The sequence below is a fragment of the Gemmatimonas sp. genome, from assembly GCF_044344655.1.
Lineage (GTDB): Bacteria > Gemmatimonadota > Gemmatimonadetes > Gemmatimonadales > Gemmatimonadaceae > Gemmatimonas.
Genome location: NZ_JBIJCN010000003.1, coordinates 51,796 through 70,183, shown reverse-complemented (window position 1 = coordinate 70,183; position 18,388 = coordinate 51,796). Strand labels below are relative to the sequence as shown.

22 protein-coding genes are annotated in these 18,388 nt (G+C 66.7%); 8 read left to right on the top strand and 14 right to left on the bottom strand.

Annotation, left to right across the window (positions count from 1 at the left end):
* Positions 1 to 44: 44 nt before the first annotated feature.
* Positions 45 to 1,925 (top strand): M20/M25/M40 family metallo-hydrolase, encoded by a 1,881-nt coding sequence (locus ACIQ51_RS02120; RefSeq protein WP_396203353.1) that lies wholly within the window; start codon positions 45 to 47, stop codon positions 1,923 to 1,925.
* 14 nt (positions 1,926 to 1,939) lie between these two features.
* Here ACIQ51_RS02120 and ACIQ51_RS02115 read toward each other — a convergent pair whose 3' ends face one another.
* The gene (locus ACIQ51_RS02115; protein ID WP_396203352.1) at positions 1,940 to 2,452 is read right to left on the bottom strand and encodes a nuclear transport factor 2 family protein; all 513 of its coding nucleotides are present in this window, start codon (positions 2,450 to 2,452) and stop codon (positions 1,940 to 1,942) included.
* 114 nt (positions 2,453 to 2,566) lie between these two features.
* On the opposite strand from ACIQ51_RS02115, the gene ACIQ51_RS02110 reads away from it, so the two are divergent.
* Positions 2,567 to 2,980, top strand: a complete 414-nt coding sequence (locus ACIQ51_RS02110; RefSeq protein WP_396203351.1) for a hypothetical protein — start codon at positions 2,567 to 2,569, stop codon at positions 2,978 to 2,980.
* A 15-nt stretch (positions 2,981 to 2,995) separates the two neighbouring features.
* Here ACIQ51_RS02110 and ACIQ51_RS02105 read toward each other — a convergent pair whose 3' ends face one another.
* Genes ACIQ51_RS02105 through ACIQ51_RS02090 form a run of 4 tightly spaced genes read right to left on the bottom strand, consistent with a single transcriptional unit; the run spans position 2,996 to position 7,025 of the window.
* Positions 2,996 to 3,832 carry a Fumble domain-containing protein gene (locus tag ACIQ51_RS02105; RefSeq protein ID WP_396203350.1) on the bottom strand — a complete coding sequence of 279 codons (837 nt, stop codon included), beginning with the start codon at positions 3,830 to 3,832 and terminating at the stop codon, positions 2,996 to 2,998.
* A gap of 8 nt (positions 3,833 to 3,840) precedes the next feature.
* Positions 3,841 to 6,084, bottom strand: coding sequence for a penicillin acylase family protein (locus tag ACIQ51_RS02100; protein ID WP_396203349.1), 2,244 nt, complete (start codon positions 6,082 to 6,084; stop codon positions 3,841 to 3,843).
* A complete protein-coding gene (locus ACIQ51_RS02095; protein WP_396203348.1) occupies positions 6,081 to 6,644 on the bottom strand; it encodes an RsmD family RNA methyltransferase in 564 nt (187 codons plus the stop codon). The genes ACIQ51_RS02100 and ACIQ51_RS02095 overlap by 4 nt, the downstream gene beginning before the upstream one ends.
* A gap of 3 nt (positions 6,645 to 6,647) precedes the next feature.
* Positions 6,648 to 7,025, bottom strand: a complete 378-nt coding sequence (locus tag ACIQ51_RS02090) for a group II truncated hemoglobin (RefSeq protein WP_396203347.1) — start codon at positions 7,023 to 7,025, stop codon at positions 6,648 to 6,650.
* A 463-nt stretch (positions 7,026 to 7,488) separates the two neighbouring features.
* On the opposite strand from ACIQ51_RS02090, the gene ACIQ51_RS02085 reads away from it, so the two are divergent.
* Positions 7,489 to 8,700, top strand: a complete 1,212-nt coding sequence (locus tag ACIQ51_RS02085) for a pyridoxal phosphate-dependent aminotransferase (protein ID WP_396203346.1) — start codon at positions 7,489 to 7,491, stop codon at positions 8,698 to 8,700.
* A gap of 19 nt (positions 8,701 to 8,719) precedes the next feature.
* Complete coding sequence (locus ACIQ51_RS02080) at positions 8,720 to 9,655, top strand: peptidoglycan recognition family protein (protein ID WP_396203345.1); 936 nt, start codon at positions 8,720 to 8,722, stop codon at positions 9,653 to 9,655.
* 18 nt (positions 9,656 to 9,673) lie between these two features.
* Here the strand turns inward: ACIQ51_RS02080 and ACIQ51_RS02075 are convergent, their stop codons facing one another.
* The 6 genes from ACIQ51_RS02075 to ACIQ51_RS02050 all read right to left on the bottom strand — a co-directional run bounded on the left by ACIQ51_RS02075 (position 9,674) and on the right by ACIQ51_RS02050 (position 14,438).
* A complete protein-coding gene (locus ACIQ51_RS02075) occupies positions 9,674 to 10,417 on the bottom strand; it encodes a hypothetical protein (protein ID WP_396203344.1) in 744 nt (247 codons plus the stop codon).
* Positions 10,418 to 10,509: 92 nt separating this feature from the next.
* Positions 10,510 to 10,971 (bottom strand): DUF1569 domain-containing protein, encoded by a 462-nt coding sequence (locus ACIQ51_RS02070; RefSeq protein ID WP_396203343.1) that lies wholly within the window; start codon positions 10,969 to 10,971, stop codon positions 10,510 to 10,512.
* Positions 10,972 to 11,016: 45 nt separating this feature from the next.
* Positions 11,017 to 12,417: an NAD(P)/FAD-dependent oxidoreductase gene (locus ACIQ51_RS02065; protein ID WP_396203342.1), complete on the bottom strand. Its 1,401-nt coding sequence runs from the start codon at positions 12,415 to 12,417 to the stop codon at positions 11,017 to 11,019.
* Positions 12,414 to 13,019 carry a hypothetical protein gene (locus tag ACIQ51_RS02060; protein ID WP_396203341.1) on the bottom strand — a complete coding sequence of 202 codons (606 nt, stop codon included), beginning with the start codon at positions 13,017 to 13,019 and terminating at the stop codon, positions 12,414 to 12,416. The genes ACIQ51_RS02065 and ACIQ51_RS02060 overlap by 4 nt, the downstream gene beginning before the upstream one ends.
* Positions 13,020 to 13,056: 37 nt before the next feature.
* Positions 13,057 to 13,584 carry a hypothetical protein gene (locus ACIQ51_RS02055; RefSeq protein ID WP_396203340.1) on the bottom strand — a complete coding sequence of 176 codons (528 nt, stop codon included), beginning with the start codon at positions 13,582 to 13,584 and terminating at the stop codon, positions 13,057 to 13,059.
* Complete coding sequence (locus ACIQ51_RS02050) at positions 13,581 to 14,438, bottom strand: HAD-IIA family hydrolase (RefSeq protein ID WP_396203339.1); 858 nt, start codon at positions 14,436 to 14,438, stop codon at positions 13,581 to 13,583. The genes ACIQ51_RS02055 and ACIQ51_RS02050 overlap by 4 nt, the downstream gene beginning before the upstream one ends.
* Before the next feature lie 400 nt (positions 14,439 to 14,838).
* On the opposite strand from ACIQ51_RS02050, the gene ACIQ51_RS02045 reads away from it, so the two are divergent.
* From ACIQ51_RS02045 to infA, 3 genes are all read left to right on the top strand, one after another.
* A complete protein-coding gene (locus ACIQ51_RS02045) occupies positions 14,839 to 15,048 on the top strand; it encodes a cold shock domain-containing protein (RefSeq protein WP_396203338.1) in 210 nt (69 codons plus the stop codon).
* A 77-nt stretch (positions 15,049 to 15,125) separates the two neighbouring features.
* Positions 15,126 to 15,674 carry a hypothetical protein gene (locus ACIQ51_RS02040; protein ID WP_396203337.1) on the top strand — a complete coding sequence of 183 codons (549 nt, stop codon included), beginning with the start codon at positions 15,126 to 15,128 and terminating at the stop codon, positions 15,672 to 15,674.
* 25 nt (positions 15,675 to 15,699) lie between these two features.
* A complete protein-coding gene (infA, locus tag ACIQ51_RS02035; RefSeq protein WP_396203336.1) occupies positions 15,700 to 15,915 on the top strand; it encodes a translation initiation factor IF-1 in 216 nt (71 codons plus the stop codon).
* Between the two features lie 33 nt (positions 15,916 to 15,948).
* Here infA and ACIQ51_RS02030 read toward each other — a convergent pair whose 3' ends face one another.
* Positions 15,949 to 16,359 (bottom strand): NUDIX hydrolase, encoded by a 411-nt coding sequence (locus tag ACIQ51_RS02030; protein WP_396203335.1) that lies wholly within the window; start codon positions 16,357 to 16,359, stop codon positions 15,949 to 15,951.
* Positions 16,360 to 16,649: 290 nt separating this feature from the next.
* Between ACIQ51_RS02030 and ACIQ51_RS02025 the strand changes: the two genes are divergently transcribed.
* Entirely contained in the window at positions 16,650 to 17,165 is a 516-nt protein-coding gene (locus ACIQ51_RS02025) for a DUF2231 domain-containing protein (protein WP_396203334.1), read from the top strand.
* Here ACIQ51_RS02025 and asd read toward each other — a convergent pair.
* Positions 17,159 to 18,019, bottom strand: coding sequence for an archaetidylserine decarboxylase (gene asd, locus ACIQ51_RS02020; protein ID WP_396203333.1), 861 nt, complete (start codon positions 18,017 to 18,019; stop codon positions 17,159 to 17,161). The two genes, ACIQ51_RS02025 and asd, sit on opposite strands and share 7 nt — an antisense overlap.
* 34 nt (positions 18,020 to 18,053) lie before the next feature.
* Positions 18,054 to 18,341 carry a VF530 family DNA-binding protein gene (locus ACIQ51_RS02015; RefSeq protein WP_396203332.1) on the bottom strand — a complete coding sequence of 96 codons (288 nt, stop codon included), beginning with the start codon at positions 18,339 to 18,341 and terminating at the stop codon, positions 18,054 to 18,056.
* Positions 18,342 to 18,388: the final 47 nt, after the last annotated feature.

The window sequence follows — 18,388 nt, the reverse complement described above, 5'->3', positions numbered from 1 at the left end:
CCCTGGCCTCCCGCCTCCTGCTCCCTGCTGCCCGAGAGCCACACGTGATCTACGCACGTTTTGTCCCGCCGGCGCTTCTTCTGGCGTCCGTTTGGGCCGCCACCGCCGGCGCCCAGAACCGCCCCACCACCCAGACCGCCACCGTCCGCACCGAGCGCACGGTCTGGTCCGACGAGGGGCCCCGCAAGTGGGCGCCGCGGCCTACGACCACGGCGATCACGGCCAATGATCTCCGCACGCGCCTCTACCAGTTCGCCGACGACTCCATGATGGGGCGTCGCATCGGCGAGCAGGGGAACTACAAGGGCACCGCCTACATCGCGCGGGAGTTCAAGCGCCTTGGCCTCAAGCCGGCGGGTGACAGCGGCGGATTCTTCCAGACGCTCCCCTTCGGACCGATCGGCTTTGACAGCGCTACCGCGCGACTGAGCGCCGGCGGCAGGACGCTCCAGCCGAAGAAGGATTGGATCCCAACCGCGCCGTCGCTGGCCAACGGGTTCGGCGGCGCAGCGGAGATCAACGGCATCCCCGCCGTGTACGCGGGACAGTGGGGCGACTCCACGGCGATGATCGATGCCAATGCCTACCGCGGGAAGGTGATCGTTTTCAGCGCGGCACCCGCGGCACGCGCGGTCGCCCCCAGCACCGGTGCACCGGTGAGCTTCGTCAGCTGCGCCGACGTACCAGACAAGTTCGGCGCCAATGCGGCCATTGCCGAAGAAGCGCGCCAGCGCGCCAATCCGACAGCAGCGCCAGCGCGCCGGGCCGTACCCACTGTCCTGCGTGACCCGCGCGCCACCGGCGTCGGCGCGGTAGCGGTGCTGGTGATTGGCCTCGACGACATGTCCCAGGCGGCCGTGAATGGCGCCTTCGCGCAGCCGATGGGCATGCGCCCCTCGACCGTGCTCAACCCCAACGCGCCCGCCGCCGCGACCATATCGCGCGACGCCGCCGAAGCGATTTTCGGCAAGAAGCCGAGCGACCTGCGCGTGGGAGACGTGGGCGCCCCCGTCACGGCGTCGTTCTCGCACGCGTGGCGCATGTCGCCGCATCCGGCGCGCAACGTGATCGCCATGCTCCCTGGCAGCGATCCCAAGTTGGCCGGTGAGTATGTGCTCGTCGGCGCGCACAACGACCACGTGGGCGTCAACTCGGTCGTGGTAGACCACGACTCCGTGCGCGCCTACAACATGGTCGTGCGCCGTCAGGGCTCGAACGACCCGGTGTGCACGCCCACCGCCGAGCAGCAGCGGAAGATCGACTCGCTCATCAAGGTCGCCCGCGCCACCCGAGCCCCACGTCGCGACAGCATCATGAACGGCGCCGACGATGACGGCTCGGGCACCGTGGTGCTGCTCGAACTTGCCGAGCAGTTCGCGAGGGAGAAGCCGGGGCGAAGCATCCTGTTCATCTCGCATCAGGGCGAGGAGGGCGGCCTGCTTGGCTCACGCTGGTTCACGGATCATCCCACCATTCCCCTCGACAAGGTCGTGGCGGCGCACAACATGGACATGGTGGGCAAGGGCCGGAACTGGCAGGTGAAGTACGGAGGCCCCAATTCCGTTCAGATGCTCGGCGCACGCCGACTCTCCCGCGAGTTCGGCGACATGATCGACTCGGTCAATGCGAACATTGCCGAGCCGATGGTCATCGACAAGAGTTGGGACGTGCCGGCCAATCCGCTCAATCGCTTCTGCCGCAGCGATCAGGTGAACTACGTGCGCAAGGATATTCCTACGGTGTACATGTCCCTCGGCTACGCGGTGGACTATCACCAGCAGACCGACGAACCACAGTACATCGACTACGATCACTCGGCGCGACTCGGGCGCTTCGTGCATCAGGTGATGACGGCGATCGCGAACCGCCCGAACAAGCCGGCGATCGCGGGACCCGATCCGACGATGCCGACGTGTATCCGGTGATCACCTCGCGTCGCTCACGTCTTCCAGTCGTCACAGCCGGTCGTGCGGCGTGTATCGGCCAATTCGAGGATCTTCCACTCGCCGCTGCCGTTTTTGACCAGCAGGAAATGATCGACCCCGCAGTGTGAGAAGCGTGGGCCGGCAAAGAACGCGTAATCCACCCACACCGAGGCCAACGTGCCGTCGATCCGGATCTGCTCGTTGCGGATGCGCTCGTCCCAGACATCAGCATGGGGCGAGCCAACCGCCTTGGCGAAGTTGTCGGCGCCGATTCCCACGTTGACCTCGGGACGCCCGCTGCGCTGCTCCACGGTGATCATGCGCACACGGGGATCGAACACGCGGCGCACCACCGCCGAATCAGCGGCGCGCATACCGTCGAACAGTGCGCGTACCACGGTCATGACCGCGGCCTGTTCGGCGGAAGCAGGAGGCTGAGCCTGCGCGGTGGCCGGTGCAGGGAGCGCCAGCACGGTCGCGGACAGCAGCGTGGCCAAACGGGTACGGATGGGACGAATCAGGGGCATGGGCGCTGGAGATGGAGAGAGTGAGGAGGGACGCGCACAGGAATGTGCGACGCGCCGATCCTGATCACACTACCCAGTGATTGCGTACGAGGTTTCTGCCCTTCATAGTCTGGGATGTCCACGACACGTCTGCTCTTCCTGCTGGGGCTGGGATGCCTATTGGCACCATGCCTGTCCAGCCCTGTCGGTGCCCAGTCGCTCGAGCCGGTTGGCACCATTTCGGGTGGCAATCAGGTCGCCCTCGAGCGCACCACCACCAAACGTGAGAAGGGTGAGGTCACGGCCACCTTCCGCACCACCTTTACCAAGCCGGCCAAGGTGCCGGGCGGCGAGTGGTTCGGCTCGCGCACGGTCGTATCGGTGCGCTGTGCCGACGGCACGGCGGCCGTGAAGGCCAATCGCTATTACAGCGACAAGGGCTTCAAGACGGTTGCCAGCGAGAAGATCGTGAAGATCCCGGGGTATGCCGCACCCGTTCCGGGCTCTGTCCCGATGCTGGCACTCCGGCATTTCTGCCGAGGCGCATAAGGCGCCGGCGGTTCCTCAGCCGACCGCGTCGCGTGTGACGAGCAACGCGCCCAGTGCCGTAGCCGAGCCACCGTCGGGCGGAATACGGATGGCGGCGCCGTAGTACTGCCCCACCAATTCAAGGGTACGGCGGATACTCGGCAGGTCAGTGAGATGCCCCACGATCACCGTATCCTCGAGCTGCTGCGCGCGTGCGGCGTTGATGGCGATCACGGCGATCACCTGCCCCACCATATTCACGAGCGCGGCCGCGGTATCCTCCCGTGACGCGTCCACTGGATGGCGCGCCACTCGGCCGAAGTTCACCGCGGTGGTCTCCGGCGGCAGCGAACCGATCGCCTGCCCCAGGATCTCGCCGATCGTGAGGTTGTGCGCGGTATCCTTGCCACGCTGCGCGAGCGCGTCGATCTCCCGCGGGTCCACCGTGCCCACCAAAAGGCGCGAGAGCCCCACGAGGGTGCCGCCACCCACACCCGTCCCACTCACGTGGTGCGACGTACCGGGGCCCGCCGCCACGACGGCGGTGCCCGAGCCCGCACTCGCCACAACCGCGCGTTCGAGGCCGGCCAAGGCAAGCCCCCCGCGCCCGATGGCCTGGACCTCGGGCACGTGATGGACCGCGCGCCCATCGAGGGTCGGTGAGAGCTCGGTGCGGTTGCCGCCGGTCACCGCGATCCAGGCGACGTCGGATGGCGTCATTCCGCCGACCGAGAGCGCATGCCGCACCCGCTCATCGCTCGGCTGGCCCTCAATCGGCAAGCGCCAGTGACGGAGCTGGCGGCCGTCATGAATGACGACGTCGGTATTGCTGGCGCCGAAATCGACGGCGGCGGCGGGGAGGGTAGCCGTCACCGGATTGCTCACTTGCCGGGCTGGTAGGTACGCACCGCGTGCTTCTCGACGTCTTCACGATGGAAGTTCACCTCCTTGAAGTTGCCGGTGGCGTAGCGCTCGCCCTGGTTGAAGAAGTACGGCGACGACGGATCGGCATGCACGCCGCCCGCCAGCACACTCTTCGCGCGCACGCGCGGCCCGAACTCCACCGCGGCGACAAAGCTGTTGCCTCGATTGCCATAGCGCTTCTTCGTGGTGCGCGCGCCAGTCTGTCCGTAGGCGGCAAGCGACCCCCAGTTGGCCGACGCGAACGCGACCGGGAGGCTCGGCTTGCTGTCGTCGAAGCCCGCGCCGATGTCGCCGCTCACGCGCTGAAACCGGTTCACATCGCCCCACGGCGTCTGCCATGCGCCGAAGTCGTTCGTGAGCGTTTCGCTCGCGCGCGCGAGTGCCGCCAGCACGAGATCGGCCGGGGCCTTGCTCTTGATGTAGTCGAGCACCGGGAGGCCGGCGTCCCGGGCGCCATCACGGGCTGCCTGCGACACTTCCTCCCCGTATTCGTTGGCGAGCGTCATCACCACACTGGCCACGCCGAAGCGGTAGTCCCATGCACGCAGTGTGCGCACCTGGACGGCCAGCAGCGCCTTGCGGGCGTCGGCGGCGGGGAGGGCGTCCCACGCGGCGATCACCGGTGGTACAAGTTGCTCCATGGCTGGCAGGTAGCTGTCGTAGGCGGCGCCAATGAGTCGATCGACGGTGAAATCCCTGCGATTCTCCAGGACGCGCACCGCGTGCACCCCGCGCGGATTGTCTTCGCGCTGCGCCGACATGTATACCGGCCAATCGCCGATCTTCGGACTGTTCGCACCGGCCGCCGTGAAGGGCCAGTTGTTGGTGTTCATGAGCCAGCCGCTGGCGGGGCTCTTGAGCAGGATCATCTCATCGAGCGTGTGCAGCCCCTGCCATTCGGTGCGCGGATCGCTGCCGTCCACCGGCTTCGTGAAGTCGATGCTCGTGTCGCGCTTGGGGATGAAATTGCCGTGGAAGTACGCAATCACACCGTCGGCGTCGGCGTACACCGTGTTGTTGGACGAGTTGGTGCGGATGGCCATGACCTGCTTGAACTCTTCGAAGGTCTTCGCCTTGGTGCGGCCGTAGCTCTGCTGAATCGCATCGAGCGGACTGTTCATCATCCGCACCGCCACCCAGCGGTCACCACCAGCCGTCTTTTGTGCGCGGATCACGGGGCCATGGTGCGTGAAGTACGCGGTCACGACCTTCTGGGCGATGCCGCTCGCCGTCTTGTACGGCAGGCGAATGGTCTTCGCGGTCACATTACGTGAGCCCGCGCCGTACCGGTACACGAACCCCTTGCCCTTGGGCGACACCGTCTCGAGGTACTCGTCGATCACGTCACCGCCGCCGGAGGTGTGCATCCAGCCGAGGCGATGGTTGAAGCCCTGATAGATGAAGAACTGCCCCCACGTGACCGCCCCATAGGCATCGAGTCCTTCCTCGCTTGCCATGTGGATCTCCGGGCGGAAGTAGAAGCTGGTATGCGGATTGATCATGAGCAGCGCATGACCGTTCGCGGTATTCTGCGGCGCCACGGCAAACCCGTTGGAGCCACCGGGCTCCTGGCCGAAGGGCGATGCGTCATCGTCGTCGCGCGATGGCGCGGTGGGCGTGCGATCGGCCGCGCCGTAGAACTGCTCGAGACCGCGCAGGCTCACGCTCTCGATGTCACCGCCGATCGACCCTTCACTGAAGGACAGGGCCATCCACGGTTCGAACGTCGTGAGGAGGCGCGGTGTGACCGACGGGTGCGTGGCGAGAAAGTAGTTGAGGCCATCGGCCCACGCGACCATCAGTGCCTTGAGCCATGGCGGGCTGGCGGTGAACTGCTTTTTCAGGTCGAGCGTGTCGATGAACAGCTTCATGCGCAGATCGCGCCAGATCTCGCGTTCGCCTTCCACCTCGGCGAGACGCCCCATGGCGTTGATGTAATTGAGCTCAATGCGCGGGAAATCATCCTCGGCCTGGGCGTAGATCATGCCGAAGACCGCGTCCGCGTCGGTCTTGCCGTACACATGCGCCACGCCCCACTGGTCGCGCATGATGGTTACGCGCTGCGCCTGGGCGGCCCGGCTGGCCGCCGCGGTGGCTGCCGACGGTGCGCCACCTCTGGTGGTTTGCGCGGAGAGCGGAGCGATCAGGGGCGCCGCATACAGCAGCGCCAGGGCGGAGAACGAACGGAGCCGGATGGTCATGGCCGGGGAGGTGGAAGCGTGGGCGGTGCCGCGATGACGGCGGGCGTGCTGCGGTAAATCGAGATCGCGGTGTCCTCGAGCATCACGAACTTCGAGGCGCGCGGGAGCTGATGCGTCCGGGCATGTTCTGCCACCAGCACGCGCGACCACGGCGCGCGCAGCCAGCGCTCAATCAGGCGGTCCAGCATGCGTGACTCGTACGGCGGATCGGCGAACGCGAGGTCGTAACGCTCAGGGGGAAGTGCATCGGCGAAGGGCAGCGCGTCCTTCTTGTACACCCGCGCCTTCTCACTCACGCGCAACGCTGCGATGTTGGCGCGCAGGGCGTGCAGACTCGACGGACGAAACTCCACGAAGTCCACGTACTTTGCGCCACGTGACACCGCCTCGAGCCCCAGCGCGCCGGTACCGGCGAAGAGATCGAGCACCCGCGCCCCTTCGAGGTCGTCCGCGAGGAGCTTCATCATCTGGGCGCGCACCGTTTCCGCGGTGGGACGCACGCGAAAATCGTTGGGCGACGTGAGCTGACGTCCGGCGAACTTGCCACCGACAATGCGCACCGGTTACTCCGGCTGGTTGCGCATGTGATCGGCCAGCTGCTGGAGCCGCTGCCGCAGGAGCGTCTTGAGATCATCGGGCGCATCATGTTCGGCGAGCGCACGGTCCATGCACCACAACCACTCGTCGCGCTCACGGGCCCCGATGGCAAAGGGGAAGTGGCGCATGCGAAGGCGCGGGTGCCCGTACTGCTCCACATAGAGCTGTGGGCCGCCGGTCCACCCCGACATGAACCGATACAGTTTCTCGCGCGACACCTTGAGGCTCGCCGCATGCAGCTCGCGCACATTGACCGCCTCCGGCGCGCTGTCCATGAGGTCGTAGAACCGGTCCACGAGAATTCGGATGCCGGCGTCGCCGCCAAGCTGGTCATAGTGCGTCATCAGAGCGGAAGGCTAGCGGTTCGACCGAGCGGGGAGCAAGGCATGTGACCACCCCCCAACCAACCGCTTCCGCCTCGCCAGACACCCCTGACACGCGCGGCGCATGACCCACCTCCCGGCGCTCGTGGTGCTGCCTCCACCGAGGTCGTACACGCAGAACCTGCAGCACGGACCGCCCCCGTGGCTACGCGGACGACGCCTACCGTTATTGTCGTGTATTGATCTTGTTCTGTCCTATTACTGTTTTGATACTGGCTCATAAAATGGCAAACGCGTGATACATCAGCCGCACACCGGAATCGCATGGGCAGAGTCGGGGTGGACACCGGCGAGCCCCACGCGCGCCCCCAACACCGGCGACGCGTGCAGAGCGCGCCATTTGGCCGTAACGTTGGGCGTCCCGAGTTCCCTCGGGCATGCCATCGCTGTTCACCGCTCGACCTTCCGATCTCCGAGGACCGTCATGCGCCCGTTCGTGTCCAGCCCGCTCTCCCGCCGTCAGTGGCTCAAGTCGTCTGGTGTGGTGGCCGGCGGTGCGCTCGCCGCCCAATCGCTCGCGCCCGCCGTGCTGCCCGCGCTCGAGGCGCCGAACGGGGCCCCTGCGGTCGTGAATGGCCAGACGACGCTCGAAGGATTCCTCGCGCTCGAACGGGAAATCGAGGCCATGCGCCGTGCAGAGGGGCCCCTCCGCTTGGCATCGAACGAGAATCCGTACGGGATGGCCCCGTCGGCGCGCCAGGCGATCATGGACATGTGGAAGGAGCATGCGTGGTACAACGCCGCAGCCGTACCCACGTTGCGCAGCGTGTATGCCAAGCATGTCGGCGTCCCGGAAGACCACGTGCTCGTGACCGCCGGGTCGGGCGACGTGCTGTCGATCGTGGCGCTCGCCTACGCGATGCACGGCGGCGAGGTTCTCACGCCGTGGCCCACCTACGAAGGGCTGCCGCGCTACGCGGAAAGCATGGGCGCCACGGTGCACAAGGTCCCGCTCAATGGTGACCTCGCCCACGACCTGGCGGCGATGGATCGCCGCCATGTGAACTCGGTCGACCTGGTCTTCGTGTGCAACCCCAACAACCCCACGGGCACCCTCACCGACGGCGCCAAGCTGCGGGACTTCGTCACGACCGCCTCGAAGAAGTCCGTGGTGTTGGTGGACGAAGCGTATCACGACTTCGTGACGGCCCCGGAGTACACGAGCATGATCGATCTCGTCACCAAGGGCGAGAACGTGATCATCTCGCGCACCGCCTCGAAGATCCACGGCCTCGCCGGACTGCGCACCGGCTTCGCGATCGCGCGTCCCGACATCATTGCCCGCCTGCAGCCATGCGTGACGAGCTTCCCGGGCGTGTTCGGTGCCCGCGCCGCGGTGGCGTCCATTCAGGACACGGCCTACCAGACCATGTGCCGCGATCGCAACGCCGAAGGTCGGGCGATCATGGCTGAAGCGATCAAGAAGATGGGTCGCCGCATGACGACGTCCCACACGAACTTCGTGTTCTTCGACACTGGCATGCCCGTCGAGCAGGTGCAGGCGGCGATGAAGACGAAGGGCTTCCTCATCGGCCGTGCCTTCCCGCCGTATACCACGTGGGCGCGTATCAGCATCGGCACCCCCGACGAAATGCGCCGCGTGGCAGCAGCGTTGCCGGAGATCGTGCGCGCCTAGGCGCGCCTGCGCAATCGACGTGCACGTCACCCGACTGCTTCCGCTGATCGGCCTGCTCCTTGCCACGGGCGATCGGGCCCAGCCACCGGTCATTGCCCATAGCACGTGGCAGGCCGCGGCGCCCGTGGGGATCACCCCCGCGGGCGCCGCGGTGCGACGCAACATCGGCGTGGGCGACTCGCTGGTGTTCGGCAATCACGTGGTGCATGTCATGGCCACGGCGCGCGACAGCGTGAACGGCCGCGCAATCGATCTGGCGCGTCTCGAACTCGCGACCGCCGGCGGCACGGGCACCGCGGTGCGCGAGCCCCGCACGGTGACCGAAGGGCGCGCGTTCAACTGGCGCGGCATACACGTGGTGGTCGTGGCGGTGTACGGCCCGGGCGAACTGGGCGCCGGCCTGGTGGCCCTCGAACTCGCGGCGGTTGCATCATTGCCCGCAGCCGTGGCCGATGCCGACAGCGCCGGCGGTGCGGCGATGCGCATCCGCATCCCCCACCAGATCACACACGTCACGCTGCACCACACCGGCGATGCACGCCCGTTGCGGGTGGAGGAAGATCCCGCCCAGCGCCTGCGCAACCTGCAGGCCTGGGGCGCCCGCGATCGCAACTGGTGGGACGTGCCGTACCATTTCCTCCTCGACCTCGAGGGCGATATCTACGAGGGGCGCGACTGGCGCTTCATGGGCGAGACCAATACCACCTACGATCCGTCCGGACATTTTCTGGTCAGCATCATCGGCAACTACGACCAGCAGGAGCCTACGGTGGCCCAATTGGCGTCGATCGCGAAGCTGATGGCGTGGGCCATCCGCACGAATGGTCTCTCGATCGACGATATCGGCGGACACTACCACTACGCCAACACGGGATGCCCCGGCAAGTACCTCAAGCGCTATCTCGAGGACGGCACCTTACGGCGCATGGTGGAGGCACAGCTCGCCGCCCACTGACCTCGCGGCTGCTGACGTCTACGCGAGGGGAATGACCAACGACTGGGTACCGCTGCGATCCACGCGGGCCAGTCGCCGCAGCTGCATCGAGTCGGCGGCGGCCACGAACGCGCGCTCCACCTCGTGGCCGGTCATGGAGCGCGTGAGCTGCGTGAGCCCGCCGCACAGGTAGCGGTTGCACAGATTGGAGCGCAGGACGCGGGCCAACGTGCACCCGTCCTCGGCGTGAAACACGCACGAACCATGATAGTGGTGCACTGGCAACGCCGACATATAATGGGCCTCGATCGACGCCGGCGTCGGCGCCTCGCCCTGCGCGACGAGCTGTGCCCGCACGCGCACGAGGCTCGCCGCCTTGAGAAAGGCGTGCGTACCTCCCGCCGTGCAGCACTCACCCCGGCAGATGGCACAGCCCGCACCAAGCAGTGGACCGTGGATGGTGGCATCCGAATCGGCGTCTGGCCCCTCGATCTCCCCCGCATCGTGGCCCGCACTGAGCGTCGCCTCGGTGATCGCCACGGATGCGTCGGCCGCCGGCACGCTGAACGCTCGTGTGATCTGCAGCCGCAGATGCATGAGAAACCGCTCGCGCGCCTCAGCGGGCAGGACGACGATGCTGCGCGTGTTGATCGGCAGCATCACGACCGGCAGACGCTTCCCTTCGCGCTGATGGGGTTCAGCCAACTGCTCGGCCTGCGCCTGCAGCCTGGCGTTGCGTGCACGCCGGGCCGCGAGTGGGCCCCCTGCCGATGATGCGGTCATGCGACAGCGCCCGGTAACTGACCGAACGTGCGCCCTGCGCGGGGTGTCATGCTACAAGCTACACCAGACCGGGCCGGTGCGCCGAGGTGGCGCTACACGCCGAACTGCCGCAGATGGTGATCGAGATGTTTCGCGAACAGCCCGTTCCACTGTACAGCGGTGAGCGGTCCGAACGACAACGACTCGCGTCCTTCGAATCCGGTCCGGCCTTCCGCCACGACCTGGTGCAGAAACGCAATCAGCCGGTCGCGCTCGACCTCGAACGCCGGTGCGTGACGGATGCGGAATGCCGGTGCCGTGGGAGTGTTCCGGGGGTACGGTGCAGGTCCCACCACCCGCTCCTTCACGATTCGCTTCAGTACCCACCGCATGAGCGGATTGGGGCGTGGATGCTTCGTGGTGTAGACCATCTCGTAAGCCACGTTCGCGTGTGCCAGCATCTGCGACACCGACATCGTTCCCCACCCGGGCGCCGATTCGGGCGTGAGCGCGCGGATGCGTGAGACCGTCTGCGCGACCTGCTCAGGATCGAAGAGATCAGGAATGGACGACATGATGCGGGGTTGGATGAGGATGAGAGGGACCACCCACTGAGCCGCCTACAGCTGCCCGGTACTGCCCCAGTTTGCGAGCAGCGCACGGTAGGTGGGATCCTGATAGCGCGAAAGCAGAAAGGCCCGCTCGTACGCCGGTCGTGGGGCCCCGGTGATCTGCTGCGCCAGCAATTCGGCAGCGGCCGGCGCCGCCATGAGGCCGAAGCCGGAGAACGCCGCGCACACATACGCGCCGTCCACGCCGAGCGGTCCCACCAGTGGGCGGTTCTCGGCCGTCTTCGTATAGTACCCCCCGTCCACGTAGGCGTGGGGCAGCCGCTCTAGATAGGCGGCGAGCCCCGGTGCAAGCGCGGTCATGCCGCGCAGGACCACCTCGGGGTAGAACGGATCGTCGGGCAACGGATATTCCGGGGCATCGTAGCGATGCGCACTGTGGTAGTCCCACAGCATGAGCACCGTGCGGGCGCTGCCATATCCCTCGGGGCGCAGATGAATCCCCGCCGGGAGCGGCTCGGTCAACCAGCGGGTACTGTCGTCGGCAGCAAGCTCCGCGCGCTCCTCATCACTCCAGGACAGCGACTGCGGATCGTCGAGGATCACGAGCCCGGTATTGCGGTCGATCACGCCGAGCGCGTCCTCGATGGCGATCTTGTAGTGCGCCTCGCTGAACAGCGGGAGATCGACGCCGCAGAGGGCCCCGACGGACTTCGCGTAAGGGCCCGCCGCGTTGACGAGGCAGGGGGTGGCCACGTGCACCGTATGGCCGCCCGCAACATCCACCGCCACGCCCTCCACGCGTCCGCCCGAGACGTGCACGGCCTTCACGCGCCCGGCCAGAACCTCGGCGCCGTTGCTCTTCGCCTCCTCGAGCAGCATCATGCCCAGCTGCTGGCCACTGAACCATCCGCAGCGCCTCGCATGGAGTACGGCGCAGATGTCTGGGGCGAGCCAGGGGAACTGCGCTCGGATAGCCTCCCGGTCGAGAAAGAGATCGGCCCCATCTGGATGCCCACGGTACCCCGTGTGCGACGACGGCTGGTACGTCGAGGCCTCCGCGGTGGAGCGATACACCCGCAGCGGACCGGCCCCCTGCGCCGAGGCGATCGCTGCCTCCTGCTCGAATTGCGCCGCGCGCTCGGCGCGCGCGGTGGCGTAGACATAACCACGGCGATTGAGCAGGAAACGGTTGTCGCTGCGGTCCGCCCATTGCTCGAGCAGGTCGATACTGCGATTCACGAGCGCCACCATCGCATCGTCCGGACCAGGCCACCAGTTGCGATAGGCCTCGGTGCTCTTGTCGCTCGTGAGCGTGAGAGGCGGGTGATCGTCCAACAGCAGTACGCGCTGCACACCGTGGACCGTGCTGAGCGCATGCGCAACGGCGATCCCCGCAATCCCCGCGCCGCAGATCACCACATCGGCCGTACGCGTGGTCACCATGCTCATACGCGCGCTCCGGCGTTCACGCCGTCGGCCCAGAGTGCACGCTCCACCAGCGTGGCCGTCCAGTCGTCACCGAGTTCGTCCGCTCGTGCAATGAGCGCCGCGGCATACTTGCGATAGAACCCCGCCGTCCACGCCACAGGCCCGAGACCAGCGACCTGCCCCGCCACGATCTCATCGAAGAAGGGGAAACGCGGTGGTGACAGCACCGCCAGCGCCGCGGAGGCGGTGGCCGGGCCTACGCCATGCAGCGCCGAGACCGCCGCCAGCGCCTTCGGCAGGTCCTCGAGCAGGCCAGAAGCTGCCGACGTGGCCTCCTCGACAGCGCCCGGAGCATTCTTGCGCACCAGCACGAGGTTGGGAGCACGCCACACGCCACGCGCCATCTTCCACTCGGTGACGCGCACCATCTCGTCGTGTGTGAGGTGATGCGGCGAGCGCTCGGCAACACTCACCGGCAGTGCATGCCGATACCACGCATCCAGCGCCACCAGCCGAGTGTTCGGCAAGGCGGCGATGGCGTGGTCATAGCCAGCGAGCGCAGCACGCCAGGCATCGGCCGACGTGCTGCCCCAGAGTGGCCGGTCGGCAAGAACGAGAGTCACGACAGGTGCACCGACGACGAGGAAAAGGGGGTGATGATCAACGAAGCACCTTCAGCACATCCACACGCGAGACTGTCCAGACACCATCGGTTCGCACCACGACCACACGCCAGGCCGTCCGGCAGATTTCGCCGCAGGCGCGCCCGACCACCACGACCGCCGAGTCGGCGAACATGCGCGGCCTCGTGACCTCCACGACGCCGGCACTGCCCGGATGCGCCGCGAACCACGCATCCCACCCCTTCGGGTGCGCCTTGAAGTAGGCTTCGACGTCGCGAAGGATGGTCCGCTCCACGCGAAACGGCAAACCGAGTCCGGTGGTGTCCACGATTTGGAGCTGCAGCGTATCGTGGTGATCGTACGGGCCGCCGAATGCAGAGAGCGTGGGTGATTGCTCCCGTGGGTCGTGCCACACCGTGATGGCCCGCGCCTGCTCACGCCGAGCGAAGAGCTCCACGAGCGTGGCGCGCAACACGGCGCGCTCCGAGGGATAGTCCCGCCCGGGCGCGCAGGCGACCAGCGCGCCAACGACCAGAAGACACCACCAGCGCGCCGTCCCTGTCATCCGATCAATCCGTTCAGCACGTAGGTGGGAGCATGCACGCCTGCGTGCATCGCCTGCGCATCCGTCGTGACGCCTGTCAGTACAATGGCGCTGGCGATACCCACACCATGGGCGCCGGCGACGTCGGTGTGCAGTGTGTCGCCAAGCATGACCGCGTCGCGGGTCCCAACCATCGACAGCGCCGTCTCGAAGTGACGCGGTGCGGGCTTGCCCAACACCTCGAACCGGGGCGCCTCACTCCCCAGGAGCAACTGCAGGGCGCGTTCCAGCATCCCGGCCAACGACCCGGCGGTCAACCCGAAGGTCCCCCCTCCCGAGGGATACACGAGGTCCGGATTGGCAAGCAGCAGGACCGGCGTGCGCCCCCGCGCGTGACCAGCGAGGATCATGCTCAGCGTGTCGTCGAGCGTCCCGAGTGTATCGAAGCCCCCCTCATCGGCGATCACCACGGCGTCCGCCGGATCGGCGACATCCGGATCGACGACAACCGCACCGATCTGCCGGGCGTAGTCGGCGGAGTCGCCGGTGCCAAGCACCACGACGCGCCTGCCGTGCATCTCATGCGAGGCGAGCGCTGGAGCGATGAGCATGCCGGAGCTGAGCACATGCTCGGGGCGCACGGGAATGCCCAGTTTCGTGAAGCGCGCCGACGCCCGGGCCGGAGCGCGCGATGCGTCGTTGGTGACAACGAGGAACGGCTGCTCACGACGCAGCAGCAGCGCCACGGCGTCTGCGGCCCCCGGCAAGGCACCGGAGGCATCGACCAGAACCCCGTACGCGTCGAAGAGGATGGCCTGATGCCGATCGATGAGCCCCGAGAAGGCGAGGCGGACGGGTACGGAGTCGGCGAGCATGCCACAGAGCTAGGCGCCAGACGGGAGCGGGGCAAGCGTTCGCCGCTACATCAGTGAAAGCAGGCAAATCCGAAGTGGCGTACTCAGCTATGAGGGATTTGCCAAGTGGTGATTTGCGAAAAATCCACGACAGAGCATTGCTTCGTGGTTCACTCCCCCCTACCTTTATCGAAGCGATGCATGCGCAGCAGCTTATAAAGGCGCATGGACATGTTCCGACCTAACGGGCCTGCCAAAGCGAGCGGGCCCGTCTGTGTTTGCACCGTAGCCATCACTGAGAGATGGCGCCCATCGTGAGGGCGATCACGAGCAGGTGGAAGTCGGTTTCGTTTTGCATTCGAGTCTTCAGGACCCTGTGCTCCGACAGATCCAGCATCGATCCATCCATAAGGAGTACAGCATGCGTACGACCGGCACTGTGAAGTGGTTCAACGACGCGAAGGGCTTCGGCTTCATCACGCCCTCGAACGGCCAGAAGGACTGCTTCGTCCACCACTCCGCCATCCAGGGCAACGGCTTCAAGTCGCTGACCGAAGGCGAGACCGTCGAATTCGACATCGTGCAGGGCCAGAAGGGTCCGGCGGCCGAGAACGTCACGCGCGCTCGCTGAGCACGCTCGACAACGGTTTAGCGCGTGGGAGTGCACCTCACTCCCACGCGTCGTCGTTTCCCCAGTCAGGAGGTCCCGTGATCGAGCGCGCCTCGCCGGTACCCGCGTCCGAAGCCCGCTTCGGCCCCGATCGTACCAATTTCCTTACGTCGCACCGCGCCCTTTCGGTTGGTGGTCGGGAATTCTCCAAGCTGACGGACTCGATCGTCGCGCAGGCCCGACGGTATGCCACGGCGCAATCGTGTGAGGCCCCCACACTGCGCCTGTCTCCTGATCGCTGCATCGTGCAGCTCGGCCCTGTCGCGCTGACCATTGCCCACATCCGCAACGGCAATGCGGTGCCGCCCGGCGGGCAGCTCCTCGCCATCGCCTGGCATGGCACCATCGCCGCACGCGGCGACCACGTGCCCGAGCGCCTTGGCGCCCGCCGCGTCCCCCCCACTCCCGTCTCGCTGTGGGAAGAGTCACTCGTCGTGTCGGCCGAGAGCGAGACCAGCTGGCACTGGCACCCCAATGGCACCGAAAGTGAAGGGTTCACGTCGACCGAACTCGCCGATCGGTGCATGGCGCAATTGCAGCAGGCTTTCGATGAGCACCGTCACGTCGACGACGTGACGCCGGCTTGATTCTCCTCTCAGCCAAGGATTCCGCATGAAGCAAGACATGATCGAATTCGAGGGCGTCGTGACCGACGTCCTTCCCAGCACGATGTTTCGCGTCAATCTCGAGAACGGACACGAGATCCTCGCCACCGTTGCCGGCAAGATGCGCAAGTTCCGCATCCGCATTCTCGCGGGTGACAAGGTGACGGTCGAAGTGTCGCCGTACGACCTCAATCGCGGCCGCATCACGTTCCGCCACAAGTAAGCGACGCCTCCCCCGTTTCAGGGGTCAGAGTCGTCAATCGGGGCGCCACCCACGCACCTGCAGGTTGCGAATGGGAAGAAAGAGCGGGGCGGGGAGCGCGTCCCATGCGAACCACTGCCACGCCTCGCACTTGTCCGGCTCGCGCACGACGGGCTCTCCGTCGTCGCTGCGCCCCACCATGAACAGCGTCACATAATGTCGCTGTTCGGCGTCGAAGCGATCGTTGGTCCATGGACCCTCCCCTTCGATCTGCACGGACAGCCCGGTTTCCTCGAGCACTTCGCGCCGCGCGCAGTCATCGACCGACTCACCCCACTCGAGGTGCCCGCCGGGGAACTGCCACACGCCGTCACCGTGCGTGGCGCTGCGTCGTTTCCCCAATAGGACCAAGGCGCCCCGGCGGACGATCACCGCCACGCCGATGCGGGGATGGCGATCGGCCATCACGCGCGCTCCAACGGCAACGGCCCGTCCCGCAGGAATAACGCGGCCCGTGCGTTCCGGCCCCGCTGGCCGGTCAAGGTATGCGATGCTTCGGTTGCGTGGGCGTCGATCATGCGAATGTGGCGGAGCGAACGGGAGAACCAGGGCATTGCGACGGTGGGCGGATTGGCGAGACGACGGGGAGCGCTGTGGAACGACACTTGCCGGTTTCAGCAGCCTGACTCGAACCGCACTCCCGTGTCCCAACGAGGCCAGCGACGGTCCTCGGCGCTCACCGACCGGAGCTTCACATGCTGAACAATCTGCCGCTTCACGCCCTGATCGTACACATGCCCATCGCCCTGACGGTGCTGGTGCCGCTCTTCATGGTCGTCGCCTTTGCACTCGGGCGCAAACAGCTGACGCCTCTCCTCGCGTGGGCCGTCCCGGTCGGCCTGCTGGCCCTCCAGCTGGCCACTGGCGTCATGGCCGACAAGACCGGGGAGCAACAGGAGGATCGGGTAGAGAACGTGGTGCCGCCCAACGCCCTCGAGGAGCACGAGGAGGCGGCCGAACTGTTCCTGGTGGTCACGGCGGCGGTACTGGTGATTTCGGCCGGCGGCTTGATGAACAACACGGTCGGTGCCGCCATGCGCGCCGCGGCACTGGCGGGCTCGATTGCGGTGCTCGCCGCTGGCTGGAATGTTGGCCACAGCGGTGGGTCATTGGTGTACCGATACAACGCCGGGGCCGTCTATTCGCGCGCCCCACAAGGGGGCGGCGCCACGTCGACCCGCCCGCACCCCGCGCCATCAGACGATCACTGAACCGGATCGGCGTGCTGGGGCGGCACTCCGATGCGCTGCCCCATCCGCACGGGGTCGCCCAAGCGCAGCGGTTCGATGGTCCCTGCCTCACGCGAGCAGACGAGCACCACGGTGCTGCCGAACTCGAAATGCCCAAGCTGATCGCCGGCCTGCAGGCGGACGGGCGGGTCGTAGTGGCGCGTCTGGACCTCCCGACGGCGCGCGTTGGTGTGCAGGTCGTCGAAGACGAGACGCGTCATGCCCACCATGGTGGCACCGACCGGCACGATAGCCATGTGCCCCCCGTGCGCGGGCTCGAGCATCACCACGATGCGCTCGTTGACGGCGAACAGATCCGCCACGTGCGTTACCGCCGCCACATTGACCGGCCACAGTTCACCGGGGATATAGGTGGCAGTGGTGATCGCCCCCGACGTGGGTACGTGGATGCGGTGGTAATCCTTGGGCGACAGGTACAGCGTGGTGTACGTGCCTCCCTCGAAACGATCGGCGAGCGTCTTGCTTCCCAGCAACGCGGCGAGGGAGTAGTGCCGCCCCTTGGCCTGCACCAGCGTGTCGCGCTCCACGATGCCGTAGGCACCGACCGCGGCGTCGACGGGACTCACGATCGCCTGTGGCGCAAGCGGGCGCAGTCCGGGCTTCAGCTCGCGGGTGAAGAACGCGTTGATGCTGGCATACGCCTCGAGCGGAAGTGCGGCTTCCTCAGGTTTGGCCCCGAAGAGCCGGCTGTAGCCGCGGTACACCGCGCCGCGCATTCCCACCGGCACGGTATGACCGGCCAACCAGCCCGCCGCGCGACTGAGGGCGTGCTTGGGGAGGACCGAAAGCAGGAGAATGAGCAGGCGTCCGAGCATGAACAGCGAAATCTAGCGACCGGTCATCAACGGTTCAGGGCGCAACGTCGGGGCGCGGCTTGCTCTTCCGCGGATGCGCCACCGAGTGCAGGTACAGCGACTCGACCTTCGCGCGCGCCCAGGGCGTCTTGCGCAGGAACTTGAGCGAGGAGTTGAGGCTGGGGTCGTGCGTGAAGCAATTGATGGTGATGCGCTCACCGAGCCCATCCCAGCCGTAGCGCTCCACCAGATGCTCGACCATCGCCTTGAGGGTGACCCCATGCAGGGGATTCGCCGGGCGCGGGGCGGGTGTGCCGGATTCGGGGGTACTCTCGTCGGTCATCGCTGCAATGTAGTGCCTGCCACCCGGCTACAGGCGGCCCCGGTGCG

Bases quoted from the DNA above. Each gene is read 5' to 3' on its own strand.
- ACIQ51_RS02115 (WP_396203352.1), bottom strand. From the start codon at position 2,452: ATGCCCCTGATTCGTCCCATCCGTACCCGTTTGGCCACGCTGCTGTCC.
- ACIQ51_RS02110 (WP_396203351.1), top strand. From the start codon at position 2,567: ATGTCCACGACACGTCTGCTCTTCCTGCTGGGGCTGGGATGCCTATTG.
- ACIQ51_RS02100 (WP_396203349.1), bottom strand. From the start codon at position 6,084: ATGACCATCCGGCTCCGTTCGTTCTCCGCCCTGGCGCTGCTGTATGCG.
- ACIQ51_RS02090 (WP_396203347.1), bottom strand. From the start codon at position 7,025: ATGACGCACTATGACCAGCTTGGCGGCGACGCCGGCATCCGAATTCTC.
- ACIQ51_RS02085 (WP_396203346.1), top strand. From the start codon at position 7,489: ATGCGCCCGTTCGTGTCCAGCCCGCTCTCCCGCCGTCAGTGGCTCAAG.
- ACIQ51_RS02075 (WP_396203344.1), bottom strand. From the start codon at position 10,417: ATGACCGCATCATCGGCAGGGGGCCCACTCGCGGCCCGGCGTGCACGC.
- ACIQ51_RS02070 (WP_396203343.1), bottom strand. From the start codon at position 10,971: ATGTCGTCCATTCCTGATCTCTTCGATCCTGAGCAGGTCGCGCAGACG.
- ACIQ51_RS02065 (WP_396203342.1), bottom strand. From the start codon at position 12,417: ATGAGCATGGTGACCACGCGTACGGCCGATGTGGTGATCTGCGGCGCG.
- ACIQ51_RS02055 (WP_396203340.1), bottom strand. From the start codon at position 13,584: ATGACAGGGACGGCGCGCTGGTGGTGTCTTCTGGTCGTTGGCGCGCTG.
- ACIQ51_RS02050 (WP_396203339.1), bottom strand. From the start codon at position 14,438: ATGCTCGCCGACTCCGTACCCGTCCGCCTCGCCTTCTCGGGGCTCATC.
- ACIQ51_RS02045 (WP_396203338.1), top strand. From the start codon at position 14,839: ATGCGTACGACCGGCACTGTGAAGTGGTTCAACGACGCGAAGGGCTTC.
- infA (WP_396203336.1), top strand. From the start codon at position 15,700: ATGAAGCAAGACATGATCGAATTCGAGGGCGTCGTGACCGACGTCCTT.
- ACIQ51_RS02030 (WP_396203335.1), bottom strand. From the start codon at position 16,359: ATGGCCGATCGCCATCCCCGCATCGGCGTGGCGGTGATCGTCCGCCGG.
- ACIQ51_RS02025 (WP_396203334.1), top strand. From the start codon at position 16,650: ATGCTGAACAATCTGCCGCTTCACGCCCTGATCGTACACATGCCCATC.
- asd (WP_396203333.1), bottom strand. From the start codon at position 18,019: ATGCTCGGACGCCTGCTCATTCTCCTGCTTTCGGTCCTCCCCAAGCAC.
- ACIQ51_RS02015 (WP_396203332.1), bottom strand. From the start codon at position 18,341: ATGACCGACGAGAGTACCCCCGAATCCGGCACACCCGCCCCGCGCCCG.